This is a genomic window from Novosphingobium sp. CF614 (assembly GCF_900113255.1).
In the GTDB taxonomy this organism is placed as follows: domain Bacteria; phylum Pseudomonadota; class Alphaproteobacteria; order Sphingomonadales; family Sphingomonadaceae; genus Novosphingobium.
The window spans coordinates 46,961-73,395 of the sequence record NZ_FOOR01000016.1; the positions used below are offsets into that span (position 1 = coordinate 46,961).

The following is a 26,435-nucleotide window of genomic DNA, read 5'->3' on the forward strand; positions in this document are numbered from 1 at the left end:
CCGCCTCGCAATCGCCGAGCAGATGATCGCGCAGGATGCCGGCTTGCTGCGCATGCCTTGCCGCAATGATATACCGCATGTGCACAATGGAGTGGCCCATGCCCGATGAAGTGACCAACGAGCTGATCTATTCCGTCCTGCAAAGGATGCAGGAGGACATGTCGGAGATGAAGTTCGACATCCGCGATCTCAAGGGGCGGATGACGATGGTCGAAGAGCATCTCGGCAGTTCGATCATCGCCATTTCGGGCGTGAACAGCCGTCTCGATCGCCTGGCGGACCGCGCCGAGCGGATAGAACGGCGCCTGGACCTGACCGATCACTCATGATGCCGGATTCCACTCGCCTCGCCATCGCCGAGCAGATGATCGCGCACTACAATGCGCAGGATGCCGACGCTTATGTCGCGCTGATGACCGATGACGCGTGCGAGGCGAACTATCGCGGCGCTGTCGTGCGCGAGGGCAAGGAAGGCACGCGCGGCGGTCTCAAGGCCGCTTTTGCCAAGTGGCCGGAGAACAAGGCCGAGATCGTCGACCGTCAGGTAACGGACAACTACGTCGTCTTCCGCGAGCGTGTGACGCGCGGTCCGGCGACGGACGGCTCGGAACTGGTGGAGCCGTTCGATGTCCTCGCCGTCTACAGTTTCGAAGGTGAAAAATGCAGCCGGGTGGAGTTCATCCGATGAGATTTACGACAATCGAAATGATCCGTGTCTGGGCCGCCCTGACCGGGCTGTTCCTCGTCGCGCTGTTCTTCGGCGTGCTCTCCGCCGGCGGCACGCCTTCGCCGACGATCGCGATGCTCGCGGCGGGGATCGGCGGTTTCGAGATTTTCTTTTTCGGCCAGGACCAGTGGCTGAAGCGCAGGGGCAAGCATGGCTGATCGCACTATCGAACCCGATTCGCCCGAACTGCGGGCGCGTTGGGGCAATTTCGCCTGGAGCGCCGAGAACGCGGTGAAGGCGAAAGAGATCGTCGCGCGCTATCCCGAAGGGCGCCAGCGTTCTGCGGTGATGCCGCTGCTCGATCTGGCCCAGCGCCAGGTCGGTGCCGAATTGAACACCCAGGGCTGGCTGCCGATCCCGGTGATGGAATATGTCGCGGCGCAATTGGACATGCCGATCATCCGCGTGGTCGAAGTGGCTACCTTCTACACGATGTACAACATCGCCCCGATCGGCCGGTTCCACGTGCAGGTCTGCGGCACCACGCCCTGCATGCTGCGCGGCTCGGACGAGATCATGGCCGCCTGCAAGGCGCGCGGCATGAAGAAGGGCCACACCACGGCGGACGGCCTGTGGTCGCTCACCGAAGTCGAGTGCATGGGCAACTGCGCCTCCGCGCCGATGGTGCAGATCAACGATGACAACTACGAGGATCTGACGCCCGAACGGCTCGATGCCGTGCTCGACGCGCTGGCGCGGGGCGAGACGCCCAAGCCCGGCACGCAGGACCCCGCACGCCACACCGTCGAGCCGGTGGGCGCGCCGACGAACCTGGCGGCGATGGTCGGCGAGAACCACGATTACCGGGGGGAATGGTGATGGGATTTTCGCAAATCCTCCCCGGCACGGGGAGGGGGACCACCCGCAGGGTGGTGGAGGGGGCTCGCCTCCAGCGCTGCGTGGTATGGAGAGTCCCCTCCGTCAGCCGCTGCGCGGCTGCCACCTCCCCACGAGTGGGGAGGATTTTCGCATGAGCCTGACCGACAAGGACCGCATCTTCACCAACGTCTATGGCTACCAGCCGTGGAACCTCGCCGCTGCGCGGGTGCGGGGCGATTGGGACAATACCAGGGACATTCTCGTCAAGGGCCGCGACGCGATCATCGAGGAGGTCAAGGCCTCGAGCCTGCGCGGGCGCGGGGGGGCGGGTTTTCCGACCGGCCTCAAGTGGTCCTTCATGCCCAAGGCGCCGCCGGTCGATGCGGCGGGCAATCCCAAGCCCAGCTTCCTGGTCATCAATGCCGACGAATCCGAGCCCGGTTCGTGCAAGGACCGCGAGATCATCCGCCACGATCCGCACAAGCTGCTGGAAGGCGCGCTGGTGGCGGGTTTCGCGATGGGCGCGCGGGCGGCCTACATCTACATTCGCGGCGAATATATCCGCGAGGCCGAGACGCTGTTCGCCGCGCGTGACGAGGCCTATGCGGCGGGCCTCCTGGGCAGGAACGCCTGTGGTTCGGGCTACGACTTCGACGTCTTCGTCCATCGCGGCGCGGGCGCCTACATCTGCGGCGAAGAGACCGCGATGATCGAGAGCCTGGAGGGCAAGAAGGGCCAGCCCCGCCTCAAGCCGCCGTTCCCGGCCGGCGCCGGGCTCTACGGCTGCCCGACCACGGTCAACAACGTCGAATCGATCGCCGTCGCCCCCACCATCCTGCGGCGCGGCGCCTCGTGGTTCTCCAGCTTCGGGCGGGACAACAACAAGGGCACCAAGCTGTTCCAGATCAGCGGGCACGTCGAACGGCCCTGCGTGGTCGAGGAAGAGATGTCGATCCCGTTCCGCGAACTGATCGAGCGCCATTGCGGCGGCATCCGCGGCGGGTGGGACAACCTGCTGGCGGTGATCCCCGGCGGTTCCTCGGTCCCGCTGGTCCCGGCGGCCGAGATCATGGACGCGCCGATGGACTTCGACGGCCTGCGCGCGCTGGGTTCGGGCCTGGGCACCGCCGCCGTCATCGTGATGGACAAGTCCACCGACATCGTGCGCGCGATCAGCCGCCTCTCGTACTTCTACAAGCACGAGTCCTGCGGCCAGTGCACGCCGTGCCGCGAAGGCACCGGCTGGATGTGGCGCGTGATGGAACGCCTGCGCACCGGCGATGCCGAAGTGGAGGAAATCGACATGCTCCAGCAAGTGACCAAGCAAGTCGAAGGCCACACCATCTGCGCCCTGGGCGACGCGGCGGCGTGGCCGATCCAGGGCCTGATCCGGCATTTCCGGCCGGAACTGGAGCGGCGGATCGCCGAGAACGTGCGGGAGGCGGCGGAGTGAGAATTCGGGTCGCATCGTCCTTGACGCGTCGGCGCCGTCACTGGCGGCGCACAGTGGCGCGCGGCGCGGTCGCTGCCGTTTTGCTCGCGCCGTTCGGCGCACATGCCGCCGACAACACGACAGACTTCGGATCCCGTATTCTCAGGCAAAAGCCCGCCGTGATTACGGGAATTTCGGGTCTGTCGGAAGCAGACAAGGGCCGTGTCACGCTCAATGCCTTTGCCGAATGTATGGTGGGCCGTTCGCCGGGAAGGGTACAGACTTATCTGTCAATGAAGGCCGATGAATCACACACCGAGGTTTATCTCGACGACTTCGTCGTAAACAGCAAATGCCTTGGCAATGGCGCGCTCACTATTCCCAGTGTGCTTATGCGGGGCGCGATCTTTCGTGCGTTGTACTTACGCGATTTCGCAAAAGACCCGGCCGGGCTCGCGGCGGTGCCGATCGATTTTTCCGTCTACGCCTCGCAGGACAGCGACTATTATCGGCGCGTGAGTTTCGGCGATTGTGTCGCGCGGGCCGACTTTTCCACCTCAGCGCAATTCGTGCGCGCGCAGGTTGGATCTACCGCTGAAAACAAGGCGCTTCAGCAGCTCAAGCCCAGGCTGTCGGAATGCCTTGCCAAGGGTGCCTCGCTGACGCTGAACAAATCCACCCTTGCCGCCATGCTCGCCGAAGCCGTCTATCGGGAAGCCCAGGTTGGAGCTGCGACAGATTCATCCGGGACGATGCAATAATGCCTAAACTCACCGTAGACGGCGTCGAACTCGAAGTTCCGCAGGGCGCCACCGTGCTGCAGGCCTGCGAGCTTGCCGGCAAGGAAATCCCGCGCTTCTGCTATCACGAGCGCCTGAGCATCGCCGGCAACTGCCGCATGTGCCTGGTCGAGGTGAAGCCCGGGCCGCCCAAGCCGCAGGCTTCGTGCGCGCTGCCGGCTGCCGAGGGGCAGGAAATCCGCACCGACAGCGAGATGGTCAGGAAAGCGCGCGAGGGGGTGATGGAGTTCCTGCTCATCAACCACCCGCTCGATTGCCCGATCTGCGACCAGGGCGGCGAGTGCGACTTGCAGGACCAATCGGTGGCATACGGGCGCGGCGGTTCGCGTTATCATGAGAACAAGCGCGCCGTTACCGAGAAGTACATGGGGCCGCTCATCAAGACGGTGATGACGCGCTGCATCCACTGCACCCGCTGCGTGCGCTTCTCCGAGGAGATCGCCGGCGTCGACGAGATCGGCGCGCTCTATCGCGGCGAGAACATGCAGATCACCACCTATCTGGAACATGCCGCCAGGCACGAGATGAGCGCCAATGTGATCGACCTCTGCCCGGTCGGCGCGCTCACCAGCCGGCCCTATGCCTTCGAGGCGCGGCCGTGGGAGCTGAAGAAGACGCTGGGCATCGACGTGTCGGACGCCTGCGGCGCCAATATCCGCATCGACAGCCGGGGCCGCGAAGTGCTGCGCGTGCTTCCGCGCGTCAACGACGACGTCAACGAGGAGTGGATCAGCGACAAGGCGCGCTACATGGTCGACGGTCTCGTCAAGCGCCGGCTTGACCGGCCTTACCTGCGACGCGACGGCAAGCTGGTGCCGGTGAGCTGGAACGAGGCGTTCGCCGCCATCGCCGCGCTGAACCCCGGCAGCTCGATCGCCGCCGCCGCCGGCGACATGGCCGATTGCGAGACGATGTTCGCGGCGAAGACGCTGCTCGCCGCGCTGGGATCGAGCCTACTCGAAGGCCGCCAGACGGGCATGGACTATGACACGTCCAACCTTGCGGCGGTGAACTTCAACTCCACTTTCGCCGGCATCGAAAGCGCCGATGCGGTGCTGATCGTCGGCAGCCATGTGCGCTGGGAAGCGCCGCTGGTGAACGTGCGCCTGCGCAAGGCGGCGAAGCGCGGCGCCAAGGTGTTCCTGATCGGCCCCGAGTGGGAAACCACATTCGGCGGCGAATTCCTGGGCGAGGACCTTTCGCTGCTCGGCAACCTGCCGGCGCACGTGGCGGAGGCGCTGAAGGGCGCCGCGCGGCCGGCGATCATCGTCGGCGGGGCGGGGCTGGGTCGGGGCGGGCTTGAAGCCGCGCTGGCGCTCGCCGGCACGTTCAAGCTGGTGCGCGACCTGGAAGACGGTTCGCGGTGGAACGGCTTCAACGTGCTGCATATGGCGGCCGCGCGCATGGGCGGGCTGATGCTGGGCTTCGCGCAGAAGGGCGGCATCGCCGATCTGGTCGCGGCCAAGCCCAAGGTGCTGCTCTCGCTCGGCGCGGACGAGGTCGACTATGCCCGGTTCGCCGGTTCGATGATCGTCTATCTCGGCCATCATGGCGACAAGGGCGCGCATGCCGCCGACGTGATCCTGCCGGCCGCCGCCTATACCGAGAAGGCGGGCACTTACGTCAACACCGAGGGCCGCGTGCAATGGTCCGACAAGGCCGTGTTCGCCCCCGGCGACGCGCGCGAGGACTGGACGATCCTGCGCGCGCTGGCGGATGCCTTCGGCGTTTCGGTGGGCTTCGACAGCTTCGAGGAACTGCGCGGCGCGATGATTTCGCAGGTTCCGGCGCTTGGCGGCGAAGGCCTGGCCGACTACGGGAGCGAACTGCCTCCCGGCGGCGGTTCCGCCGCCGGGACGATCGCCTACCCGATCAAGGATTTCTACATGACCAACCCCATCGCCCGCGCCAGCGCGACGATGCAGCGCTGCTCGGCCGAACTGTTGCACGGCGAGCACTTCGCGGAGGCGGCGGAATGAGCGTGATCGCGCAAATCCTCCCCGGCACGGGGAGGGGGACCGCCCGAAGGGTGGTGGAGGGGGCTGGCGGCCTCGCACAGCGTCGTGTTCGGAGGCAACTCCCCTCCGTCAGCGGCTGCGCCGCTGCCACCTCCCCACGAGTGGGGAGGATCTGACGTCATGACCGCCTTCTTCCAAACCCTTGGCATGTCCTTCGAATGGGCCTGGTTCGTCGCCACGATCTGCGGGATCCTGCTGATCGCGCTGCCGCTGCTGCTGGGCGTGGCGATGATTATCTACGCCGATCGCAAGATCTGGGCGGCGATGGCGCTGCGCCGGGGCCCGAACGTGGTCGGCCCGTTCGGCTTGCTGCAAAGCTTCGCGGACGGCCTGAAGGTGTTCCTCCAGGAAACCATCGTACCCAGCGCCGCGAACAAGGGCATCTTCCTGATCGCGCCGGTGGTGACCTTCACCGTCGCGCTGCTGGCCTGGGCGGTGATCCCGTTCAATTCGGGCGCGGTGCTGGCGGATATCAACGTCGGCCTGCTCTATGTGCTCGCGATCTCCTCGCTGGGCGTCTACGGCACGGTGATGGCGGGCTGGGCGAGCAACTCGAAGTATCCGTTCTTCTCGGCGATGCGCGCCTCGGCGCAGATGATCTCCTATGAAGTCTCGATCGGCTTCATCCTGATCTGCGTGGTGCTGTGGGCGGGAACGTTCAACCTCAACGACATCGTCAAGGCGCAGCAAGGCCACGTTCTCGGCCTGTTCAACGGCTTTGCGTTCAACCCGCTGCTGTTCCCGATGTGGGTGATGTTCCTCATCTCCGGCATGGCCGAAACCCAGCGCGCGCCCTTCGACCTGACCGAGGCGGAGAGCGAACTGGTCGCCGGCTACCAGACCGAATATTCCTCGATGGCCTTCGCCGCCTACTGGCTGGGCGAATACGCCAACGTGCTGCTGATGTGCGCATTGAATGCGACGCTGTTCTTCGGTGGCTGGCTGCCGCCGCTGGATATTCCGGTGCTGTACCTGGTGCCGGGCTTCGTGTGGCTGCTGCTCAAGATCCTGTTCTTCTTCTTCGTGTTCTCGTGGGTGAAGGCGACCGTGCCGCGGTATCGCTATGACCAGCTTATGCGGCTGGGCTGGAAGGTGTTCCTGCCGGTATCGCTCGGCTTCGTGGTGCTGGTGAGCGGGTATCTCATGGCTACGGGGCATTTCGCGTGAGGCGGCTGCTGGCAACCCTTGCCTTGGTTACGGCGATCGGCGGGGCGACCTCGGCCGCGGCCAAGCCCGCTGCGAGGGAGTTCGAGGGTCAGGGCTTCGACTGCTATTTTCAGACTAGCCTGCAGAAGCTCGATCGCGTGTCCGTTTGGTATGGCGGGCTCAAGTATGCCAACGACAAGTCGCCGCAGTTTGCGGACCCTTCGCGGCTGGTCGTGCTGCACGAGACGGTGCCCAACGCCAAGGCGATGTTCTACGTGACGGACAAATGGCCCGACACGTTTCAGTATCAGTACTTCGAAAAATCGAGCACCTCGCCGTTGACGATGTTGACGATTTACGGCGAAGAGCCCTCGTCCGATTCATTCAGGGCTGAGATCATCCATCTGCCTCCCAACATGGCTGCCGGTGTTTCCACGCAGCCGACAAAGCGGATCGGCGGCATGTGCACTTACACTGCGGCCGTGAAACTGGCCGCTTTCCGGACCCAAACCCAGCCATGAGCAGCCTCAACCACCTGATAAAGAGCTTCACGCTCTGGGAGTTCGTCAAAGCCCACTGGCTGACCTTGAAGTATTTCTTCAAGCCCAAGGCGACGATCAACTACCCGTTCGAGAAGAACCCGCTCTCGCCCCGCTTTCGCGGCGAGCATGCGCTGCGCCGTTATCCCAACGGCGAGGAGCGCTGTATTGCCTGCAAGCTGTGCGAGGCGATCTGTCCGGCGCAGGCGATCACCATCGAGGCGGCGCCGCGTGAGGATGGCTCGCGCCGCACCACGCGCTACGACATCGACATGACCAAGTGCATCTACTGCGGCTTCTGCCAGGAAGCCTGCCCGGTCGATGCCATCGTCGAGGGGCCGAACTTCGAATATGCGACCGAAACGCGCGAGGAACTGCTCTACGACAAGACCAAGCTGCTGGCGAACGGGGACAAGTGGGAGCGGGCGATCGCCGCGAACCTTGAAGCCGATGCGCCGTATCGCTAGGGGGCACGCGATGAATCGGGGCACCACCAAAGTCCTCCCCGCAGCGGGGAGGGGGACCATGCGAAGCATGGTGGAGGGGACTCTCGCCGCGCCGCGGCGCTGCGTGAGGAGGCCGATCCCCTCCGTCAGCGGCTGCGCCGCTGCCACCTCCCCGTTCCGGGGAGGATACGCATGATCCACGTTATCGCCTTCTATCTCTTCGCGGTGATGACCGTCGGTTCGGGCGCGATCACCATCCTGTCGCGCAATCCGGTGCATTCGGTGCTCTGGCTGATCCTGGCATTCTTCAATGCCGCCGGCCTGATGATCCTGGTCGGCGCCGAGTTCATCGCCATGCTGCTGGTGATCGTCTACGTCGGCGCGGTAGCAGTGCTGTTCCTGTTCGTGGTCATGATGCTCGACATCGACTTCGCCGAACTGCGCGCCGGTTTCGTGCGCTATTTTCCGTTCGGCGCGCTGGTGGCGATCGTGCTGCTGGCGGAAATCGTGCTCGGCATCGGCGCCTACCGGGCCGGAGCGCTCCGGCTCGGCACGCCCGACGGCACCGCCGCGACGCCGGCCGGCGCCTCCAATATCGAGGCGATCGGCGCGCTGCTCTATACCCGCTACCTGTTCCTGTTCGAAGCGGCTGGCGTGGTCCTGCTGGTCGCCATGATCGGCGCGATCGTGCTCACCCATCGCCAGCGCACCGACGTGCGCGGCCAGAAGGTCTCGAAGCAGATCGCGCGGCGCCCGGACGAGGCGACCGTCAATGTGAAGCCGGAAGTCGGCAAGGGGGTCTCGCTGTGATCCAGGGCTGTTCCAAAGCCCCGCTCGTCCCGTCGAAGGACGATTGGCGGGCGCGCCGCATCGGCATGCTTCGACAAGCGCGGCATGAGCGGGTCTTGGGGATATACCGGGCGGGAGCCAGCGCATGATCGGCATCGAACACTATGTCGTGGTCAGCTCGATCCTGTTCGTGCTCGGCGTGCTCGGCATTTTCCTGAACCGCAAGAACGTGATCGTGATCCTGATGGCGATCGAGCTGATCCTGCTGGCGGTCAACATCAACCTGGTGGCCTTCAGCGCCTTCCTGCACGACCTCACCGGCCAGATCTTCGCGATGTTCGTGCTGACGGTGGCGGCGGGCGAGGCGGCGGTGGGGCTGGCCATCCTCGTGATCTACTATCGTGGCCGCGGCACTATCGCCGTCGACGATGTCAACCGGATGAAGGGGTGATCGCCATGCGCACCCATCGTTCGTCATTGCGAGGCGGCGCCGGCGCCGCGCCAATCCAAGGCTGCGCGTGGGGGCTCTGGATTGCTTCGCCTGCGGCTCGCGATGACGAGGAACTGAACTGATGGACCCGATCCTCCTTATCGTCTTCCTGCCGATGCTGGCGGCGATCGTCGCGGGGCTCGGCAACAAGCAGCTGGGCAACCTGGCAGCCAAGTCGCTGACCACCGGCGCGCTGTTCGTCGCCTGCGCGCTGTCCTGGCAGATTTTCCTCGGTTTCCTGACCGCAAGCCAGAGCGAACACGTCGTGCCGGTGCTCAAGTGGGTCCAGTCGGGCACGCTGAGCTTCGACTGGACGCTCAGGGTGGATACGCTCACCGCCGTGATGCTGGTCGTCATCACCTCGGTCTCGGCGCTGGTGCACCTCTATTCCTGGGGGTACATGGCCGAAGACCCGGACCAGCCGCGCTTCTTCGCCTACCTCTCGCTGTTCACCTTCGCCATGCTGATGCTGGTGACGGCGGACAACCTGGTGCAGATGTTCTTCGGCTGGGAAGGCGTGGGCCTGGCATCGTACCTGCTGATCGGCTTCTGGTTCCGCAAGCCTTCGGCCAGCGCCGCCGCGATCAAGGCCTTCGTGGTCAACCGCGTGGGCGACCTGGGCTTCATGCTCGGCATCTTCGGCACTTTCCTGGTGTTCGGCACCGTCTCCATCCCGGATATCCTGGCCGCCGCGCCAGGCATGGCGGGATCGACCATCGGCTTCCTGGGCTGCCGGTTCGATACCATGACGGTGCTGTGCATTCTCCTGTTCATCGGCGCCATGGGCAAGTCCGCGCAGCTCGGCCTCCACACCTGGCTGCCCGACGCGATGGAGGGTCCGACCCCGGTTTCGGCGCTGATCCACGCCGCCACCATGGTCACCGCCGGCGTGTTCATGGTCTGCCGCCTCTCGCCGATGTTCGAGACCAGCCCAACGGCGATGCACTTCATCACCTTCATCGGTGGGGCGACCTGCTTCTTCGCCGCGACCGTCGGTTGCACGCAGTGGGACATCAAGCGCGTGATCGCCTATTCCACCTGTTCGCAGCTGGGCTACATGTTCTTCGCGGCGGGCGTCGGTGCCTTCGGCGCCGCCATGTTCCACTTGTTCACCCATGCCTTCTTCAAGGCGCTGCTGTTCCTGGGCGCCGGCTCGGTCATCCACGCGATGCACCATGAGCAGGACATGCGCTTCTACGGCAACCTGAGGAAGCATATCCCGCTCACGTTCTGGACGATGACCGCCGGCACGCTGGCCATCACCGGTGTCGGCATCGCGGGCTTCGTCGGTTTCGCCGGCTTCTATTCGAAGGACGCGATCCTCGAAGCGGCGTTCGCCTCGGGCACTCCGGTCGGCCAGTTCGCCTTCTGGATGGGCATCTTCGCCGCGCTGATGACGAGCTTCTACTCCTGGCGCCTGGTGTTCCTGACCTTCTTCGGCAAGGAACGCTGGGCCGGCTCCGAGCATATCCAGCACGCCGTGCACGACGCGCACGGCCACGGCGACCATGGCCACGACGGCGATGCGCACGGGGACCACGGGCATGGGGATCATGGCGACGGCACCGCCGGCTATCACCCGCATGAGAGTCCGCTGGTCATGCTGCTGCCGCTGCTGATCCTCGCGCTGGGTGCGATCTTTGCCGGCTTCGTGTTCCACGACGCCTTCGTGTCGGAAGGCACGGGCGATTTCTGGAAAGGCGCGCTGGTTTTCCACGAGCACCTGATCCACGCCATGCACGGCGTGCCGACCTGGGTGAAATGGGCTCCCTTCACGGTCATGGCGCTCGGCCTGCTGACCGCCTGGTACGGCTACATCCGCAACCTTCGCTTCCCGGCCATGGTCGCGGAGCAGCTCGGGCCGGTCTACACCTTCGTCTATCGCAAGTGGATGTTCGACGAGCTTTACCACTACGCCTTCGTCGTCCCGGCGTTCTGGCTGGGCACGGTGTTCTGGAAGGTGGTGGACATCGGCATGATCGACCGGTTCGGCCCGGACGGCGCCGCCTGGGCCGTCGCCAGGGGATCGACTTACGCGCAGAAGGTCCAGTCGGGTTATCTGTACAGCTATGCTCTTGTCATGCTGCTGGGCCTCGTCGGCGCCATCAGCTGGGTGATCGCGAGATAAGATGATGGGTGGTTTTCCGATCCTCAGCCTGATGCTGCTGGTGCCGCTCGCGGCGGCGCTGGCTTGTCTCTTCCTCGATGCGAAAGCGGCGCGCGCGCTGGCGCTGGTCGCCACGCTGGCCGATCTCGGGCTGGGCGTGGTGCTCTGGCTCAATTTCGACATCGGCGGCGCGCAGTGGCAGTTCACCGAGCGGCTGGGGCTGTTCTCGGGCTTCTCCTATGCGCTCGGCATCGACGGCATCGCGCTCCTGCTCATCATGCTGTCGGTCTTCCTGATGCCGATCTGCATCGGCGCGAGCTGGAAATCGATCGAGAAGCGCGTCGGCGAATACATGGCCGCGTTCCTGCTGATGGAAACGCTGATGATCGGCGTCTTCGCGGCGCAGGACCTGTTCCTGTTCTACATGTTCTTCGAGGCCGGCCTGATCCCGATGTACCTCATCATCGGGATCTGGGGCGGGCAGGACCGCATCTACGCCGCCTACAAGTTCTTCCTCTACACCCTGCTCGGCTCGGTGCTGATGCTGGTGGCGATGCTGTGGATGGTCCACGAAGCCGGCACCGCCGACATCCCGACCCTCATGGCCTATGACTTCACGCCGCAGGCCCAGACCTGGCTGTGGCTGGCCTTTTTCGCCAGCTTCGCGGTGAAGATGCCGATGTGGCCGGTCCACACCTGGCTGCCGGCCGCGCACGTCCAGGCGCCGACCGCCGGCTCGGTGATCCTGGCCGGCGTCCTGCTCAAGATGGGCGGCTACGGTTTCATCCGCTTCTCGCTGCCGATGTTTCCCGAAGCCTCCGCCATGTTCGGCCCGCTGGTCTGGGGCTTGTCGATGGCGGCGGTGGTGGTGACCTCGCTGATCGCGCTGGTCCAGCACGACATGAAGAAGCTGATCGCCTATTCCTCGGTCGCGCACATGGCGATCGTGACGATCGGGCTGTTCGCGTTCAACCAGCAGGGCCTGGAAGGCTCGATGATGGTCATGCTCAGCCATGGCCTCGTCTCGGGGGCGCTGTTCCTGTGCGTGGGCATCATCTATGATCGCCTGCATACCCGCGAGATCGACCGCTACGGCGGCCTTTCGATCAACATGCCGCGCTATGCGCTGTTCTTCATGCTCTTCACGATGGCCTCGGTCGGCCTTCCGGGCACCAGCGGCTTCGTCGGCGAGTTCCTGAGCCTTGCCGGCATCTACCAGGTTTCGACCTGGACCGCGTTGATCTGCGCCACCGGCATCATTCTGGGCGCGGCCTATATGCTCTATCTCTATCGCCGGGTGGCGTTCGGGGACCAGAAGAACGCCGATGCCGCCGCCATGGCCGACCTTGACTTGCGCGAACTCCTCATGGTGGTTCCGCTGGGGCTCGCGGTGCTGTGGATGGGCGTCTATCCGGAAAGCTTCATCGCGCCGATGCGCGCCGATATCGCGGCGCTGGAAGCCAGGATCGCGCGCGCCGCGCCGGCGGGAGACAGCCAGGTCGCACCGGGGGGTGCCGTTGGGGGCACCGGGGGCAAGGAACAGCCTGCGCCGGAACACGCATCCGCGCATGGGGGGGCACACTGATGGACTGGTCGCAGTCGCTGCGCCTGATCGCGCCGGAAGAATCACTGAGCCTGGCGGGTCTGGTCCTGCTCTTGGTTGCCGCCTGGAGCGGTGACAAGGCCGCGCGCCTGATCTCGATCCTTGCAGTGGCCGCGCTGGCCGCTGCCGCCGTGCTGGTGGCGCCCGCGCTGTGCGGCGGCGCCATGGGCCCGGATACCTCGGCGTTCTTCGGCCAGTTCCGGGCCGACGCTTTCGCCGGTTATGCCAAGATCCTGATCTACGTTTCGGCCGCCGCTTCGCTGGTGATCGCGCCCGCCTTCTTCGAGCGTTTCAACGCGATGCGCGCCGAATATCCGATCCTGGTGCTCTTCGCCGCGCTGGGCATGAGCATCATGGTCTCGGCGGGCGATCTTATCACGCTCTACATCGGCCTCGAGATGAACTCGCTCGCCGCCTACGTGCTGGCCGCGTTCCTGCGGACGGACGGGCGCTCTGCCGAAGCGGGCCTCAAGTACTTCGTGCTGGGCGCCCTGGCCTCGGGCATCCTGCTGTTCGGCATGAGCCTGACTTACGGTTTCACCGGCACCACCGCGTTTGCCGGCATCAACGCGGCGCTGGCCGGCGGCCTGTCGAACGGGGCGCTGTTCGGCGTGGTCTTCATGCTGGCGGGGCTCGCCTTCAAGATCAGCGCGGTGCCGTTCCACATGTGGACGCCCGACGTCTACGAAGGCGCGCCCACGCCGGTGACGACGTTCTTCGCCACCGCGCCCAAGGTGGCGGCGCTGGGCCTGACGATGCGCGTCATGCTGGATGCTTTCGGCGGGCAGGCGGCGGCCTGGCAGCAGATCGTGCTGTTCGTCGCGCTGGCCTCGATCGTGGTCGGCGCGCTCGGCGCGATCGGCCAGGCCAACATCAAGCGGCTGATGGCCTATTCCTCGATCAACAACGTCGGCTTCATCCTCGTCGGTCTCGCGGTGGCGACGCCCGAGGGGGCGTCGGCCATGCTGTTCTACCTGGCGATCTACGTCGCGATGTCGCTGGGCGGCTTCGTCGCGATCCTGATGCTGAAGGACGCGAACGGCGACTATGTCGAGGAGATCGCCAGCCTCGCGGGTCTTTCGCGCACACGTCCGGCGCTGGCGCTCGGCATTGCCATGATTATGTTCAGCCTTGCCGGCATCCCGCCGCTGTTCGGCTTCTGGGGCAAGTTCCTGGTATTCAGGGCGGCGGTCGACGGCGGCATGATCGCGCTCGCCGCGCTGGGCTTCGCGGCCTCGGTGATCGGCGCCTTCTATTACTTGAAAGTCGTGAAGATCATCTATTTCGATGAACCCGTCGACGTGGTGAAGGGTGAAAGCGACATCTGGCACAAGCTGATCCTCGTGCTCTCGTGCATCTTCATCTCGCCGCTCGGCTTCCTGCTGACCCGTTGGCTCGGCGGTCTCGCCGATACGGCGGCGACCGCGCTGTTCCACACGCTTTGATCGAAGTCGTCGCGGAAACCGCGTCCACCAATGCGGAACTCGTCCGGCGCCTCGGCGCCGGCGAGCATGTCCCGGAAGGGTATTGGCTGCGGGCGGTCCGCCAGAGCGCGGGCCGAGGGCGGCGCGGCCGGGAATGGCTGTCTCCGGAGGGCAATCTGGCCTGCAGCACGGTGGTGACCCTGCGGGCGGACGATCCGCCGGTTCACACGCTGACCTTCGTGACGGCCCTCGCGGTGCATGATGTGATCCAGGATGAACTCGGCTCCATCGACCGCTGCATCCTCAAGTGGCCCAACGACGTGCTCGTGAACGGCGCCAAGATCTGCGGCATCCTGCTCGAACGCTGCGGCAATCAGGTGGTGGCAGGCATCGGCGTCAACGTGCGCGGCGCGCCCGAGGTGCCGGGACGGGCGACGACATCGCTGCATGCCGTCAGTCCCGGCAACGAAAGCGATGCCGCAGCCGTTCTCGATCGCCTCGCGGTTCGTTTCGCCCCCCGCCTGGCGCAGTGGCGCGCCGAGGGTCTCGCCCCCGTGCTGGTCGACTGGCAGCAACGCGCCTCTCCGGTGGGAACGCCGCTGCTGGTGACACTGGACGGGCCGGGGGACGGGCCGGGGGACGGGCCGGGGGACGGGCAGGGGGACGCCGCGGGGGACGGGGAGTGCAGCCTGGCCGGCACTTTCGCCGGGCTTGACCCGGACGGCGCTCTGCGCTTGCGTCTCGCCGACGGGAGCCTACGTGTCATCCACGCGGGCGACGTTTCGCTCGTCTGAAGGAAAACCCATGCTGCTCGCCATTGATGCCGGCAATACCAACGTCGTTTTCGCATTGCTCGAAGGCCGCGCGATCAAGGGTCGCTGGCGCATAGCCACCGATCCGCGCCGCACCGGCGACGAATACGCGGTCTGGCTGATGCAGCTCCTCGCCATTCGCGGGGTGGAGGCCAAGGCGATCGACCAGATCATCATTTCGACGGTGGTGCCGCGCGCGCTGCACAACCTCGAGATTCTCTGCCGCCATTATTTCCACGTGGAGCCGCTGGTGGCCGGCACCGGCAAGGCGGACTATGCCATCGACATCGACGTCGACGAACCGCGCTCGCTCGGCGCCGACCGCGCGGTCAACGCGATTGCCGCCCATGCCAAGCATACGGGCGACCTGATCGTGGTGGATTTCGGAACCGCCACGACGTTCGACGTGATCGACTTTCACGGCGCATACAAGGGCGGCATCATCGCGCCGGGCATCAACCTGTCGCTCGACGCGCTGGTGGGCAACACCGCCAAGCTGCCGCGAATCGCCATCGAAGTGCCTCGCAGCAACAGCGTCGTCGGCCGCAATACCGAGGATCAGATGCTGATCGGCGTGTTCTGGGGCTACGTGGCGATGATGGAGGGCCTGATCGCCCGCATCCGCGCCGAGATCGGCCGGCCCGCGAAAGTCATCGCCACTGGCGGGCTCGCGGTGCTGTTCGACGAAGTGACCGAGATTTTCGACGCGGTCGATCCCGATCTGACCATCGACGGTCTCGCGATCCTGGCGGAAAAGGCCGCTTCGAAGTGATTCCCGGCAACGAACTGCTGTTCTGCGCGCTCGGCGGCTCGGGCGAGATCGGCATGAACGTCAATCTCTACGGCTGCCAGGGCAAGTGGCTGATGGTCGACCTTGGCATGACCTTCGGCATGAACGAGTATCCGGGCGTGGAACTCGTCTTCGCCGACCTCGAATTCATCGAGACCGAGCGCGAGAACCTGCTCGGCGTGGTGCTTACCCATGCGCATGAGGATCATATCGGCGCGGTGCCCTATTTCGCGCGGGATCTTGGCGTGCCGCTTTATGCGACGCCGTTCACGGCGAAGCTGGTCGCCGCCAAGCTGGAGGAAGCAGGCATCCTGGGCGAGGTCGAACTGATCGTCGTCGAGGATCTCGAACAGTTCCAGATCGGCCCGTTCGGCGTGCGCTACGTGCCGTTGGCGCACTCGATCGCCGAGGGCAACGCGCTGGTGATCGAAACGCCCTATGGCCGCATCTTCCACACCGGCGACTGGAAGCTCGACGACGAGCCGCAGATCGGCACGCCTGCCACGGCGGCGGAACTCACCGCGATCGGCGATGAGGGCGTGCTGGCGCTGGTCTGCGATTCGACCAATGTCTTCAACGACAAGGCATCGGGCTCCGAAGGCGAGGTCTATCGGGGATTGCTGGAAGAGGTCAGGCGCCACGAGGGCCGCCGGGTGCTGGTGACGACGTTCGCCTCCAATGTCGCGCGGTTGCAGACGCTGGGTGATGTCGCGCGCAAGACCGGGCGCAAGCTGTGCGTGGCCGGCCGCTCGCTGGATCGCATCATCGCCGCCGGCAAGGCCTGCGGATACCTGAAGAAGCTGCCCGATGTGATCGATATCGAAACGGCGATGGACCTGCCGCGCGATGAAGTGATGATCGTCGCCACCGGCGGCCAGGGCGAGCCGCGCGCGGCGCTTGCGCGCATTTCCGAAGGCAGTCATCCGATCAAGCTGGAAGCGGGCGACGTCGTGCTGTTCTCCAGCCGCCAGATCCCCGGCAACGAGATATCGATCGGCCGGATCCAGAACCGGCTGGCCGATGCGGGCGTCCTCGTCGTGACCGACCGGCAGAGCCTCATCCATGTTTCGGGCCACCCGGGGCGGCCCGAACTCGAAACCCTCTATGGCTGGCTGCGCCCGCGGATCCTGCTGCCCGTTCACGGCGAGATCCGCCACATGAAGGAACAGGCGCGGCTCGGCCTGGCTTGCGGCATTCCCAAGGCGGTCTTCCAGAAGAACGGCGACCTGGTGCGCCTCGCGCCCGATCATCCCGGCAAGTTCGGCGAAGTTCGGGCCGGGCGGCTGGTGCTCGATGGCGATATCATCGCGCCGGCGGACGGCGATGCCATGGTGATGCGCCGGCGCATCGCCTATAACGGCGTCATCTCGGTGGCGGTGGACCGCAAGGGTCATGTCGAGATCGCGGCGCTCGGCCTGCCGCTCGACGAGGACTATGCCGACTTCATCGAAGAGGCGCGCGGCGATGTCGCCGCGGCGCTCGGCAAAGTGAAGAAGGCCGATCGCGAGACCCGGATCGAAGCGGCTCGTCTCGCCACGCGCCGCGCCGCGACACGCTGGTCGGGCAAGAAGCCGCAAGTCCAGGTGCTGCTGCTGGAGGATTGACGCCGTGGCGATGCAATGGTTTTCGATCATCGCGATCTATGGCCTGTTCTGGGTGCTCAGCGCTTTCCTTGTCATGCCCTTCGGCCTGCGCACGCCCGACGAGGAAGAGGGATACGAGGTGGAGAAGGGCCATGCCGACAGCGCCCCGGTCAATTTCCGCCCCAGGCTGATCGCGCTGCGCGCCACGGTGCTGGCGGCGGTGCTGTTCGCGCTCTACTACGCGAACTATACCCAGCAATGGATTACGCTCGACGATATCAATGTCTTCGGCAAGCCGCCGGTGAAGGACCTGGGATATTGAGCGGACGCCCCTCGGCATAAGCCGCGGCCCCGGCGCGATCGTCGCGGGCAATAGGCCATAATGACTGGCCTATGTGGCAATCATCGGTCATTCTGCCACTCGTCCATTCCGACAGGAGCGCGTGTGTACCGTCCGACGATGATAGCTGTGAGTGCGATGGTCGCCATCGCCCCGGCGGCCGCCTTGGCGGATACACCGCGCGAACTGCTGACCGCCGCCGCTTTCCAGGCCACCAGCAAGCCCAGGGCGCTGGCGCTGGTCGGCCAGGCGATCGCCATGTCCGACAAGATATTGGCGGCGCGTCCCGGAGACCATGAAGCCACGCTCCAGCGCGGCATCGCCATCGGCTACCGCGCGAAACTGACCCGCAGCCGGTCGGACGCGCGGACCTCGCTGGGCATATTCGAGCGTCTGGCCGCGCAGAATCCCCGCGATGCCGAAGCGCAGATGGTGATCGCGGGCTGGCATCTCGATGCGATCGACCAGTTAGGCGGTTTCGTGGCCCGCACCGCGCTGGGCGCAAGGACCCAGGCGGGCGAGGAAGCCCTGGCCCGCGCCGTCGCTCTCGGCGGCGACCGTGCCTTCTATCCGGGGCTGGCGGCCATGATGCAGATTCGCAAGGACCATGGGGATGTCGCCCAGGCACGCCGATGGGCCGAAGCCGCCGCCACCGCGCAGACGCCGACCCCGCTCGACCAGCTTGCGAAGCGCGCCGCCACCGCCATCCTCCCCGCGCTGCGCACCAATGACGGCAAGACGGCCGCCATGCTGGCGCGCAAGCTGCTGCCGTTCGGGAAACTGGCGGAATAGAACGACGGCACCATGCGGCCGCCGGCCGCGCGGCAGCTTGGCGCCCATCTCGGTCGTCCACGAATACGATCTATATCATCGAAAGCTGCCGTTCGCCCTCGTAGTACCGGCGCCGAACTATGCTATCCGCCGAGCACGGCAGTCATGCTGGGTGCTATTCCACGGTCAACTTTGCGACGTTCTCTTCTTCTAAATGCAAAACTTCACCAAGGAATAGATATACGTTGAGAAATAGAGAGTAAGCTTCCTGCGCTGACACGTCGTTGTGAATGCCTGTTGATACGCGAGCAAACAAGTTACCTATATTTTGCCGCAACCGCGACCTTCTTGAATTGCTCTCACAACGCTGTGAGATATAAGCATTGATTCTGTTCTGATGCTTGCTGGCGTCCAATTTAAGTTGACTGCCACCAATCTCAAATGTGCTCTCGCTCGGCGGAAAAATCGTATCGGCGAATGTCTCAAGAATGCGGCGACATGTTGTCAATGCTTGGCTGATTGCTTCCTCATTCTCTTCTTTTAGCCGTGCGACGACCGAAGGAATTTTTGTAAGAACATCGCCAGCCTTCGCTGCAATCAGTGCATCGACTTCCTGCTTATATCCTTCAAAGGTACTTTCGACTACGTCGGCGAACTGTCGTTCGTAAAATACTCCTGACACGAAACTATGGAGAAGACCAAGGACACGAGACTGCACCCCGGCGAGCGTTCGAATGGTAAGGACCAGTGTGGAGTGACTTTTCGTCACAGCGTGGAGGTAGCCAATGTTGGTGCCGTCTCCCGAAAGACGGGTGGCTTCGATACGAGCTTTAGTTGCATCGATTGTCGCCACGTGCTGCCCGAGAGGACCGTAGTGGCCCTTCTGGTTCTCGTAATCCGTCCAGCGCCCAGTCAGCGTCATGTAGCGAAGCGAAAGGTCATCCTGGCTGTTGTAACCACGCATTTCATACCCAAGCCACTGCTGAGTTTCCTCTGACCCTGTCAGTCGGGCCAGGCGGTTTGCTTTAAGGAGCAGCTTATCAGCAGACAGCCGATCAAGTTCTATATCGTCCAGCAAATCTCGGCTGAGTTCCAAAATATGCTGGGCTTCGGTTTGGTCGGTCATCCACCTTAGATAGTTTAACTCGACGCGGCATCAAAGACCATTTGGTCGCTAGGCCTTGATTCAGGATGAGGCATAACAACAGATAGGCAGCTATCCGCTTGCAGTCGCCAGTCCGCTCCCGGCCAATTTTGCTCATTGTCACTACCCCGATGAGCCCCTCAAAAACTCACCGCTTACAGCTCTGTCCGGCGACACCGGAACCCGTCATTCGCCGTGCCGGGGTGCCCAACATGCGTGCCGCCGCCGATGGCGCGGGTGCGGGGTTCGTCTTGTGATCGATGCTTCGGCGGGTGCGCGGGAACCCGATGATTGCCCCGATCGGCACCTGGCGGCTTGACCGCGCGCGGCCCTCGCCGCATGGCGGGCGGGTCATGAGCAGTCCCGACACTCTCGCCCGTCTCGAAGCCACGATCGCCGCGCGTCGCGGTGCCGATCCGGAATCCAGCTATGTCGCCCGCCTCAATGCCAAGGGCATCGGCAAGATCGCCCAGAAGCTGGGGGAGGAGGCCACCGAAACGGTGATCGCCGCGCTGACCCAGGACCACCAGGCGCTGGCGGGAGAGGCGGCAGACCTGCTGTTCCACCTGATGGTCCTGCTCGGCGCGAAAGGCGTGCCGCTGGCCGAAGTCCTGGCCGAGCTCGATCGCCGCGAAGGCGTTTCGGGCATTGCCGAGAAGGCCGCGCGCGCCAGGGACTGAGCCCCTATCCGGAGAGACCGATGCCCATCGATCCCAAGCTGCCCTACGACCAGAACAACATCTTCGCCAGGATTCTGCGCGGGGAACTGCCGTGCAGGAAGGTCTACGAAGACGAACAGGCGCTGGCGTTCCATGATATCCGCCCGCAGGCGCCGATCCACGTGCTGGTGATTCCCAAGGGCGCCTATGTTTCGTGGGACGACTTCACCGCCAAGGCTTCCGACGCGGAAATCGCCGGCTTCATGCGGGCGGTGGGGAACGTTACCCGCCAGCTCGAGCTGGATGGGCCGGGCTACCGGCTGATGGTGAACACGGGCGGCGCGGGGCATCAGGAAGTGCCGCATCTGCACGTGCACATCTTCGGCGGCCGCCAGTTCTTCCAGATGATCGCGGATTGACGGGCCTGCCGAAATGCCGGCTGGGCTGCCGGCTGGGCGTCCATGCGACACGGTTAACCGGATATTCCCCTAGGAAACGCGCAGGAAAGCGCCGGGAACGGCTTTGCAGCGCCGCGCGGCGCCGTTACACATCGCGCCGGCATGAACCGTTCCCCTCAACCCACCTCCGGCGTGATCGACGGCAGCCTCCACCGCTACGCCCTTCGCGTGTACTACGAGGATACCGACGCGGGCGGGGTGGTCTATCATGCCAACTACCTGCGCTGGTTCGAGCGGGCGCGTTCGGATCTCCTGGACCTGCTCGGCATCGACCAGCGTGCCGCGCTGGAGGCGGGGGAAGGGCTCTATACGGTGGCGGAAGTGGCGATCCGCTATTTCCTGCCGGCGCGGCTCGGCGATACGGTCGTGATCGAGACTGCCGCGATCCAGGTCGGGCGCGTGAGCTGCACCCTGCGCCAGACCGCCCGGCGCGATGGCGACCGCCTGGCCGAAGCGACGGTAAAGGTCGGGTTCATCGGCCCTGACGGACGACCGCGCCGGCAGCCCGCCGCCTGGCAAGACGCTTTCGCCGCGTTTGTTGAAGCACAAGATTCTGGCCTCGACTCCGGCCCGGAAGGACAAGAATGACACTCGATCTGCTCGCTGCCACCCTGGATTTCGCCGGTGACACCGGCCGGCTCAATCCGATCAAGCTGTTCCTCGATGCGGATATCGTGGTGCAGGCGATCATGATCGGGCTGATCCTGGCCAGCATCTGGGTATGGACGATCATCGTCACCTTCATGATGAGCATGGGCAGCATCGCGCGCCGCTGCAACAAGTACGAGGACGGTTTTTGGGAGGCCCAGAGCTTCGAGGCCTACCAGAAGGAGCGGCGGCGCGGTGAGGTGCCGCTGGGCAAGATCGCCAGCGCCGGACTCGCCGAATGGCGGCGCAACGCCGCGCTCAAGACTTTCGATCCGGAGGGTGCGCGGCAGCGCATCGGGATGGCCATGAATTCGACCGTGGGCGAGGAAGCGGACAAGCTCGCGGATCGGCTCAATTTCCTGGCGACGGTGGGATCGGTAGCCCCGTTTGTGGGCCTGTTCGGTACGGTCTGGGGGATCATGAACAGCTTCTTCCAGATCGGCCAGCAGCAGAATTCATCGCTGGCGGTGGTCGCGCCCGGCATTTCCGAGGCGCTGTTCGCCACCGCCATCGGCCTGTTCGCCGCGATTCCGGCGGTGATCGCCTACAACCGCTTCTCGCACCGGGTGAACGCCTTCGAGGCGCAGTTGCAGCGCTTCGCGGACAAGCTCCACGCCGCGCTGACCCGCCAGCTGGAGTCGCGCTGATGGCCATGGGCCTGTCAGGCGGCAGCCGCAGGCGGGGACGGAACGGCCGCGGGCCGATGGCGGAGATCAACGTCACGCCGCTGGTCGACGTCATGCTGGTGCTGCTCATCATCTTCATGGTCACGGCCCCGCTGCTCAAGGCGGCGGTGCCGATCGAGCTGCCCGAAAGCCGCGCCAAGGCGATGAGCGAAGAAGCCAGCCAGGTCACCATCACCATTCGGCGCGACGGGACGATCTTCTACGAAGCCTCGCCGCTGGCGCCGGGCGAACTGCCGGAGCGGCTCGCCGCCGTGGGGCCGGGGCCGGACGGCAAGCCGCCGCTCGTCACCTTGCGCGCCGACAAGGCGCTCGCCTACGGACGCGTGATGGACGTGATGGGCGAGCTCAACCGCGCCGGGTTCAAGTCGATCTCGCTGGTGACCGACGTCAGCAGCGGTTCAGGCGGCTAGGTTAGGTTCCAGCGGATGGCTTCCACCGGAATGCGCAAGCAAGAAGGCATCGGCCTTTTCGTCGCGGTCGCGTTGCACGCGGCCGTGCTGGCCATATTGCTGATTCGCCTGCCGCATCATGCCGTCGTCAAGCCGCCGGAGCGGGTGGAGGTGACGATCAGCGACGAAGTGGGAATGACCTCCACCTCGCCCGATCCCCGCAGCCAGGCCGCGCCCGATAGCGCCCCGGAACTGGGCGAGCCGGCGCCGGAAGCGCCGCCGGTCCCCGAAATCGCGCCCGAACCCGCGCCATTGCCGCTGCAGCCGGCGCCCCGCCCGGTCGAGGCACCTCGGCCAAAACCGACGCCAAAGCCCGCGCCCAAGGCGATACAGAAGCCCAAGCCGGCCGAGCAGGCGCCGCCCCGGAATTCTTCGAGCCGCAAGTCCAGCGCGATCGACGCCATCGTCTCCCAGCCGAACCGGGCAAGCCCATCGTCGAGCAAGGCCAAGGCGCCGCCGAAGAAATCGGGCGGCAGTTCGTTTGCCGAGGCGTTCAAGCAGGGCACGCCCGACGCGAAGTCCGCTTCGGGCAGCGGCGCGCCGGCAGCGGCGATCGGGCCAAAGCAGGTCTCGGCGCTGGTGGCCGCCGTCAATCGTCAACTCAAGCCGCATTGGCAGGCGCCGCAGGGCGCGGACGCGGACCTGCTGGTTACGCGCGTGCGTTTCCGTCTCAACCGTGACGGCAGCCTTGCCGGCGAACCACAGGTCCTTTCCACCAGCGGCCAGACCCCGGCGAACCAGGCGCAAGTGCAACGCCATCAGGAGCAGGCCGTTCGCGCCATCAAGCTTGCCGCGCCTTTCAGCCTGCCCGATGATCTCTATGACGGCTGGAAGATCGTGACGACCAACTTTGACAGAAGGCTATCGCAATGAAGGTATCGAAATACATTGCGCTCGGATTGCTGCTGACGGTGTCTGGCCCGGCGCTCGCCCAGGATCCGGCGCCCATCGCCCAGCCCACGGAAGCGCCATCCGAGGGTCTGGAAGTCACCGTCTCCGACGATAGCGAATGGCAGGATCTGGGCATCGCCATCACCGTCTTCGCAACCGACGCCGATGTGCCGACGCGCACCAACGCGGGCTCGACCGCCGCGCTCGGCCGCGCGCTGTCCAGCGTGGTCGCCGCGGACCTCAAGAACAACGGCCTGTTCAAGCCATCGGGGCCGGCGGGCCTGCCGCAGCCTTCGTTCGGCCAGATCCAGGCGCCCGACTATCCGGTCTGGGCCATGCGCAGCGCGGACATGCTGGTGCAAGGCTTCGTGCGCGCCAATCCCGATGGCGACATCACGGTGGGCTGCTACCTCTACGACGTGGCCCTCAAGCAGCAGCTGACCAAGGCCGGCTGGAAGGTCGGCCCGGCCGAGTGGCGCCGCGCCGCGCACAAGTGCGCCGACATGGTCTATTCGCGCCTTTCGGGCGAGAGCCCGTTCTTCGATTCCCGGATCGCCTACATCGCCGAGACTGGCCCCAAGGATCACCGCCTGAAGCGCCTGGCGGTGATGGATTCGGACGGCGCCAACATGCGCTATCTCACCAGCGGCCAGGCGACCGCGCTGACGCCCCGCTATTCGCCGGATTATTCCAAGATCCTCTACCTCTCCTACCTCAACGGCGAGCCGAGCATCTACATCTACGACCTGAAGGCGGATACGCAGAAGCTGCTGCTGCGCAGCAAGAACGCCACCTTCGCGCCGCGCTGGTCGCCCGATGGCAAGTGGGTGCTCTATTCGATGGCGATCGCGGGAAATACCGATATCTACAAGATTCCCTCGGCCGGGGGCACCGCGCAGAAGCTGACCGACAGCCCCGGCATCGACATCGGCGGCAGCTTTTCGCCCGATGGCAGCCGGATCGTGTTCGAAAGCGATCGTTCGGGTAGCCAGCAGGTCTACGTGATGAATTCCGACGGCTCCAACCAGCACCGCGTCAGCTTCTTCGGCGGTCGCTCGGCGACACCCGAATGGAGCCCGCGCGGCGATCAGATCGCCTTCACCCACATCGCGGGCAACCTGCGCATCGCGGTGATGACCCCGGATGGGCGGAACATGCGCTATCTCACCAGTTCCTGGCAGGACGAGGCGCCGACATGGTCTCCCAACGGGCGCATCGTGCAGTTCTTCCGCACGGCGCAGAATTCCGGCCTGGCCTCGATCTGGCAGGTCGACCTGACCGGCCGGAACGAGCGCAAGCTGCCGACGCCCGTCGGTGCGTCCGATCCCGCCTGGGGGCCGATCAGGCCCTGACCCGATGGAGGCGCGAATGGGCGGGCGCGTTCGCCATCGTTCAGGTTGACTCTGTTAACAATTGCACGGAACTTCACCCCTTGCCGGCCATTCTATCAGGCTGTGCAGCACAGGAGATTGCCTCATGTCTTCTTCCCTCACGACGTGCCGACGCACCCAGAGCGGCGCGACAATGCTCCTCCTCGCGGGCGCCCTCGCGGTTTCCGCCTGCGCATCGAAGGCTCCCAAGGAATTGCCGCCGGAGCCGGGCCCGGCAACCACCACCACGCCCAGCCAGCCGCTCGGCCCCGTTCCCGGCAGCCAGGCCGATTTCGTGGCGAAGATGATGGGCGCGGACACGATCTATTTCGACACCGACAAGTACGATATCGATTCGATGGATCAGGCCGCGCTGACCAAGCAGGCGCAGTGGCTGATGCAGTATCCGAACAAGCGCGCGACCATCGAAGGCCACTGCGACGAGCGCGGTACGCGCGAATACAACCTTGCCCTGGGCGAACGCCGCGCCAACTCGGCGAAGAACTACCTCGTCAGCATCGGCGTCGACGCGTCGCGGGTTTCGACGATCAGCTATGGCAAGGAACGTCCGGTTGCGCTCGGCTCGAACGAGCAGGCCTGGGCACAGAACCGCCGCGCCGTTACCGTGACGATTGACTGAACCGCCGGGCGGGCGGCAATTAATCGACGGCGGGCGGCTCGCAAGGGTTGCATCGGCATCGAGTCGCGGCTTATCGAGGTCCGGATGAGCCGCGCACGCCGTTCTCTTGACTGGGGTTTCCCGCGCTGGCGCAGCTACGGCAGCTCGCGCGAGGCGGCGCAAGTGCGCGTCTGCGACCGCCATGGCTGCAACGACGCGGGCAATTGCCCCGCGCCCAAGAGCCCCAACAGCCCCGATCGCTGGTATTTCTGCCAGAAGCACGCGGCCGAATACAACGCCGGATGGGATTACTTCGCCGGCCTCGATGCCGAAGACGCCGCCGCGCGCGAGGCACAGGAACGCGCCGACAACGCCGGATACCGCGAGTCCGCCCATTACGGCTGGGCGGGTTCGGGTGACGGCAGCCGCAGCAGCGACGAACTGCGCGCGCTCGACGCGCTGGGGCTCGATCCCGACGCCGATTTCGACGCGGTGCGCAAGGCATGGCGCACCCGGGCCAAGGAAGTCCATCCCGACGTGCGGCCCGGCGACGCCGAAGCGGCCAAGGCCTTCCAAACCTACCAGCTCGCCTACGAAGTCCTGCGCGCCGCGGAAGAGCGCCGGGAGTGGAGGGGGTAGGGCCTCGACCGAAAATACGAACCACCCCGTTCGTGCTGAGATGGGGTAACGGGCTGTCCGATCCAGCGTTTCAAGAGCCGGTGGTCATCGGATGCGGAGGCGGCGCACGCTGCGGGAATGGACCGACAGACCCTTCGCGATTGGGTGCATCGCTACAACGAAGAAGGCTTGTCCGGATTGTCGGATCGGCCTGGCGATTTCGGACCCAAACGCCTTCTTTCGCCCGAACAGGAAGC

At 65.2% G+C, this 26,435-nt stretch carries 31 protein-coding genes; 30 read left to right on the forward strand and 1 reads right to left on the reverse strand.

The genetic code is table 11. The features are described 5' to 3' along the window. The first annotated feature begins 98 nt into the window (after positions 1-98). The 20 genes from BM052_RS14920 to BM052_RS15015 all read left to right on the forward strand — a co-directional run bounded on the left by BM052_RS14920 (position 99) and on the right by BM052_RS15015 (position 18,657). Positions 99-329 (forward strand): hypothetical protein, encoded by a 231-nt coding sequence (locus BM052_RS14920; protein WP_091148228.1) that lies wholly within the window; start codon positions 99-101, stop codon positions 327-329. Continuing rightward, complete coding sequence (locus BM052_RS14925; RefSeq protein WP_369821545.1) at positions 326-688, forward strand: nuclear transport factor 2 family protein; 363 nt, start codon at positions 326-328, stop codon at positions 686-688. The genes BM052_RS14920 and BM052_RS14925 overlap by 4 nt, the downstream gene beginning before the upstream one ends. Further along, entirely contained in the window at positions 685-885 is a 201-nt protein-coding gene (locus BM052_RS14930; RefSeq protein WP_091148169.1) for a hypothetical protein, read from the forward strand. The genes BM052_RS14925 and BM052_RS14930 overlap by 4 nt, the downstream gene beginning before the upstream one ends. After that, the gene (locus BM052_RS14935; protein ID WP_091148171.1) at positions 878-1,546 is read left to right on the forward strand and encodes a complex I 24 kDa subunit family protein; all 669 of its coding nucleotides are present in this window, start codon (positions 878-880) and stop codon (positions 1,544-1,546) included. The genes BM052_RS14930 and BM052_RS14935 overlap by 8 nt, the downstream gene beginning before the upstream one ends. Positions 1,547-1,697: 151 nt before the next feature. Continuing rightward, on the forward strand, positions 1,698-2,999 hold the full coding sequence (nuoF, locus tag BM052_RS14940) for an NADH-quinone oxidoreductase subunit NuoF (RefSeq protein ID WP_091148172.1): 1,302 nt from the start codon (positions 1,698-1,700) through the stop codon (positions 2,997-2,999). A gap of 53 nt (positions 3,000-3,052) precedes the next feature. Next, a complete protein-coding gene (locus tag BM052_RS14945; RefSeq protein WP_091148173.1) occupies positions 3,053-3,739 on the forward strand; it encodes a hypothetical protein in 687 nt (228 codons plus the stop codon). Next, positions 3,739-5,757 carry an NADH-quinone oxidoreductase subunit NuoG gene (nuoG, locus tag BM052_RS14950; protein ID WP_091148174.1) on the forward strand — a complete coding sequence of 673 codons (2,019 nt, stop codon included), beginning with the start codon at positions 3,739-3,741 and terminating at the stop codon, positions 5,755-5,757. Before BM052_RS14945 ends, nuoG begins: the two co-directional genes overlap by 1 nt. Positions 5,758-5,916: 159 nt before the next feature. After that, positions 5,917-6,963, forward strand: a complete 1,047-nt coding sequence (gene nuoH, locus BM052_RS14955; RefSeq protein WP_091148176.1) for an NADH-quinone oxidoreductase subunit NuoH — start codon at positions 5,917-5,919, stop codon at positions 6,961-6,963. Continuing rightward, the gene (locus tag BM052_RS14960; RefSeq protein WP_091148182.1) at positions 6,960-7,463 is read left to right on the forward strand and encodes a hypothetical protein; all 504 of its coding nucleotides are present in this window, start codon (positions 6,960-6,962) and stop codon (positions 7,461-7,463) included. Before nuoH ends, BM052_RS14960 begins: the two co-directional genes overlap by 4 nt. Then, entirely contained in the window at positions 7,460-7,948 is a 489-nt protein-coding gene (gene nuoI / locus BM052_RS14965; RefSeq protein ID WP_091148183.1) for an NADH-quinone oxidoreductase subunit NuoI, read from the forward strand. The genes BM052_RS14960 and nuoI overlap by 4 nt, the downstream gene beginning before the upstream one ends. A gap of 171 nt (positions 7,949-8,119) precedes the next feature. Next, entirely contained in the window at positions 8,120-8,737 is a 618-nt protein-coding gene (locus tag BM052_RS14970; protein WP_091148184.1) for an NADH-quinone oxidoreductase subunit J, read from the forward strand. 124 nt (positions 8,738-8,861) lie between these two features. After that, positions 8,862-9,167, forward strand: a complete 306-nt coding sequence (gene nuoK, locus BM052_RS14975; RefSeq protein WP_091148185.1) for an NADH-quinone oxidoreductase subunit NuoK — start codon at positions 8,862-8,864, stop codon at positions 9,165-9,167. A 121-nt stretch (positions 9,168-9,288) separates the two neighbouring features. Beyond that, a complete protein-coding gene (nuoL, locus tag BM052_RS14980; RefSeq protein WP_091148186.1) occupies positions 9,289-11,334 on the forward strand; it encodes an NADH-quinone oxidoreductase subunit L in 2,046 nt (681 codons plus the stop codon). Positions 11,335-11,338: 4 nt separating this feature from the next. Further along, on the forward strand, positions 11,339-12,898 hold the full coding sequence (locus tag BM052_RS14985; RefSeq protein WP_091148231.1) for an NADH-quinone oxidoreductase subunit M: 1,560 nt from the start codon (positions 11,339-11,341) through the stop codon (positions 12,896-12,898). Next, positions 12,898-14,361 carry an NADH-quinone oxidoreductase subunit NuoN gene (nuoN, locus tag BM052_RS14990; RefSeq protein ID WP_091148187.1) on the forward strand — a complete coding sequence of 488 codons (1,464 nt, stop codon included), beginning with the start codon at positions 12,898-12,900 and terminating at the stop codon, positions 14,359-14,361. Before BM052_RS14985 ends, nuoN begins: the two co-directional genes overlap by 1 nt. Next, entirely contained in the window at positions 14,358-15,134 is a 777-nt protein-coding gene (locus tag BM052_RS14995; RefSeq protein ID WP_091148189.1) for a biotin--[acetyl-CoA-carboxylase] ligase, read from the forward strand. The genes nuoN and BM052_RS14995 overlap by 4 nt, the downstream gene beginning before the upstream one ends. Before the next feature lie 10 nt (positions 15,135-15,144). Then, on the forward strand, positions 15,145-15,924 hold the full coding sequence (locus BM052_RS15000) for a type III pantothenate kinase (protein ID WP_091148191.1): 780 nt from the start codon (positions 15,145-15,147) through the stop codon (positions 15,922-15,924). Continuing rightward, positions 15,921-17,546 (forward strand): ribonuclease J, encoded by a 1,626-nt coding sequence (locus BM052_RS15005; RefSeq protein WP_091148192.1) that lies wholly within the window; start codon positions 15,921-15,923, stop codon positions 17,544-17,546. Before BM052_RS15000 ends, BM052_RS15005 begins: the two co-directional genes overlap by 4 nt. A 10-nt stretch (positions 17,547-17,556) precedes the next feature. Continuing rightward, positions 17,557-17,847 (forward strand): DUF1467 family protein, encoded by a 291-nt coding sequence (locus BM052_RS15010; RefSeq protein ID WP_091148194.1) that lies wholly within the window; start codon positions 17,557-17,559, stop codon positions 17,845-17,847. Positions 17,848-17,985: 138 nt separating this feature from the next. Continuing rightward, on the forward strand, positions 17,986-18,657 hold the full coding sequence (locus BM052_RS15015; protein ID WP_091148195.1) for a hypothetical protein: 672 nt from the start codon (positions 17,986-17,988) through the stop codon (positions 18,655-18,657). Between the two features lie 154 nt (positions 18,658-18,811). Here the strand turns inward: BM052_RS15015 and BM052_RS15020 are convergent, their stop codons facing one another. Next, on the reverse strand, positions 18,812-19,762 hold the full coding sequence (locus tag BM052_RS15020) for an AbiTii domain-containing protein (RefSeq protein ID WP_091148197.1): 951 nt from the start codon (positions 19,760-19,762) through the stop codon (positions 18,812-18,814). Positions 19,763-20,133: 371 nt separating this feature from the next. On the opposite strand from BM052_RS15020, the gene BM052_RS15025 reads away from it, so the two are divergent. The 10 genes from BM052_RS15025 to BM052_RS15070 all read left to right on the forward strand — a co-directional run. Next, a complete protein-coding gene (locus BM052_RS15025; protein ID WP_091148233.1) occupies positions 20,134-20,460 on the forward strand; it encodes a phosphoribosyl-ATP diphosphatase in 327 nt (108 codons plus the stop codon). 20 nt (positions 20,461-20,480) lie between these two features. Further along, positions 20,481-20,858 carry a histidine triad nucleotide-binding protein gene (locus BM052_RS15030; protein ID WP_091148198.1) on the forward strand — a complete coding sequence of 126 codons (378 nt, stop codon included), beginning with the start codon at positions 20,481-20,483 and terminating at the stop codon, positions 20,856-20,858. Positions 20,859-20,999: 141 nt separating this feature from the next. Further along, the gene (locus BM052_RS15035) at positions 21,000-21,485 is read left to right on the forward strand and encodes a YbgC/FadM family acyl-CoA thioesterase (protein WP_091148200.1); all 486 of its coding nucleotides are present in this window, start codon (positions 21,000-21,002) and stop codon (positions 21,483-21,485) included. Continuing rightward, on the forward strand, positions 21,482-22,192 hold the full coding sequence (gene tolQ / locus BM052_RS15040; RefSeq protein WP_091148202.1) for a protein TolQ: 711 nt from the start codon (positions 21,482-21,484) through the stop codon (positions 22,190-22,192). The genes BM052_RS15035 and tolQ overlap by 4 nt, the downstream gene beginning before the upstream one ends. Next, positions 22,192-22,641: an ExbD/TolR family protein gene (locus BM052_RS15045; protein WP_091148203.1), complete on the forward strand. Its 450-nt coding sequence runs from the start codon at positions 22,192-22,194 to the stop codon at positions 22,639-22,641. Before tolQ ends, BM052_RS15045 begins: the two co-directional genes overlap by 1 nt. A gap of 30 nt (positions 22,642-22,671) precedes the next feature. Continuing rightward, positions 22,672-23,553: a TonB C-terminal domain-containing protein gene (locus BM052_RS15050; RefSeq protein WP_255406177.1), complete on the forward strand. Its 882-nt coding sequence runs from the start codon at positions 22,672-22,674 to the stop codon at positions 23,551-23,553. Continuing rightward, the gene (gene tolB / locus BM052_RS15055) at positions 23,550-24,923 is read left to right on the forward strand and encodes a Tol-Pal system beta propeller repeat protein TolB (RefSeq protein ID WP_091148206.1); all 1,374 of its coding nucleotides are present in this window, start codon (positions 23,550-23,552) and stop codon (positions 24,921-24,923) included. Before BM052_RS15050 ends, tolB begins: the two co-directional genes overlap by 4 nt. 124 nt (positions 24,924-25,047) lie before the next feature. Beyond that, complete coding sequence (gene pal, locus BM052_RS15060) at positions 25,048-25,581, forward strand: peptidoglycan-associated lipoprotein Pal (RefSeq protein WP_255406178.1); 534 nt, start codon at positions 25,048-25,050, stop codon at positions 25,579-25,581. Between the two features lie 84 nt (positions 25,582-25,665). Beyond that, a complete protein-coding gene (locus BM052_RS15065; protein WP_091148209.1) occupies positions 25,666-26,199 on the forward strand; it encodes a J domain-containing protein in 534 nt (177 codons plus the stop codon). A 60-nt stretch (positions 26,200-26,259) separates the two neighbouring features. Further along, the coding region (locus tag BM052_RS15070; RefSeq protein WP_369821546.1) for a helix-turn-helix domain-containing protein at positions 26,260-26,435 on the forward strand (176 nt) is incomplete at its 3' end.

Coding starts and splice junctions, on each gene's coding strand:
- BM052_RS15010 (WP_091148194.1), top strand. CDS start 17,557: ATGCAATGGTTTTCGATCATCGCGATCTATGGCCTGTTCTGGGTGCTC.
- nuoG (WP_091148174.1), top strand. CDS start 3,739: ATGCCTAAACTCACCGTAGACGGCGTCGAACTCGAAGTTCCGCAGGGC.
- BM052_RS15030 (WP_091148198.1), top strand. CDS start 20,481: ATGCCCATCGATCCCAAGCTGCCCTACGACCAGAACAACATCTTCGCC.
- tolQ (WP_091148202.1), top strand. CDS start 21,482: ATGACACTCGATCTGCTCGCTGCCACCCTGGATTTCGCCGGTGACACC.
- nuoH (WP_091148176.1), top strand. CDS start 5,917: ATGACCGCCTTCTTCCAAACCCTTGGCATGTCCTTCGAATGGGCCTGG.
- BM052_RS15035 (WP_091148200.1), top strand. CDS start 21,000: ATGAACCGTTCCCCTCAACCCACCTCCGGCGTGATCGACGGCAGCCTC.
- BM052_RS15025 (WP_091148233.1), top strand. CDS start 20,134: ATGAGCAGTCCCGACACTCTCGCCCGTCTCGAAGCCACGATCGCCGCG.
- nuoI (WP_091148183.1), top strand. CDS start 7,460: ATGAGCAGCCTCAACCACCTGATAAAGAGCTTCACGCTCTGGGAGTTC.
- BM052_RS15015 (WP_091148195.1), top strand. CDS start 17,986: ATGATAGCTGTGAGTGCGATGGTCGCCATCGCCCCGGCGGCCGCCTTG.
- BM052_RS14985 (WP_091148231.1), top strand. CDS start 11,339: ATGGGTGGTTTTCCGATCCTCAGCCTGATGCTGCTGGTGCCGCTCGCG.
- nuoN (WP_091148187.1), top strand. CDS start 12,898: ATGGACTGGTCGCAGTCGCTGCGCCTGATCGCGCCGGAAGAATCACTG.
- BM052_RS14970 (WP_091148184.1), top strand. CDS start 8,120: ATGATCCACGTTATCGCCTTCTATCTCTTCGCGGTGATGACCGTCGGT.
- pal (WP_255406178.1), top strand. CDS start 25,048: ATGTCTTCTTCCCTCACGACGTGCCGACGCACCCAGAGCGGCGCGACA.
- BM052_RS15020 (WP_091148197.1), bottom strand. CDS start 19,762: ATGACCGACCAAACCGAAGCCCAGCATATTTTGGAACTCAGCCGAGAT.
- BM052_RS14920 (WP_091148228.1), top strand. CDS start 99: ATGCCCGATGAAGTGACCAACGAGCTGATCTATTCCGTCCTGCAAAGG.
- BM052_RS15000 (WP_091148191.1), top strand. CDS start 15,145: ATGCTGCTCGCCATTGATGCCGGCAATACCAACGTCGTTTTCGCATTG.
- BM052_RS15045 (WP_091148203.1), top strand. CDS start 22,192: ATGGCCATGGGCCTGTCAGGCGGCAGCCGCAGGCGGGGACGGAACGGC.
- tolB (WP_091148206.1), top strand. CDS start 23,550: ATGAAGGTATCGAAATACATTGCGCTCGGATTGCTGCTGACGGTGTCT.
- BM052_RS14925 (WP_369821545.1), top strand. CDS start 326: ATGATGCCGGATTCCACTCGCCTCGCCATCGCCGAGCAGATGATCGCG.
- nuoF (WP_091148172.1), top strand. CDS start 1,698: ATGAGCCTGACCGACAAGGACCGCATCTTCACCAACGTCTATGGCTAC.
- BM052_RS14930 (WP_091148169.1), top strand. CDS start 685: ATGAGATTTACGACAATCGAAATGATCCGTGTCTGGGCCGCCCTGACC.
- BM052_RS14935 (WP_091148171.1), top strand. CDS start 878: ATGGCTGATCGCACTATCGAACCCGATTCGCCCGAACTGCGGGCGCGT.
- nuoL (WP_091148186.1), top strand. CDS start 9,289: ATGGACCCGATCCTCCTTATCGTCTTCCTGCCGATGCTGGCGGCGATC.
- BM052_RS15065 (WP_091148209.1), top strand. CDS start 25,666: ATGAGCCGCGCACGCCGTTCTCTTGACTGGGGTTTCCCGCGCTGGCGC.
- BM052_RS15050 (WP_255406177.1), top strand. CDS start 22,672: ATGCGCAAGCAAGAAGGCATCGGCCTTTTCGTCGCGGTCGCGTTGCAC.
- nuoK (WP_091148185.1), top strand. CDS start 8,862: ATGATCGGCATCGAACACTATGTCGTGGTCAGCTCGATCCTGTTCGTG.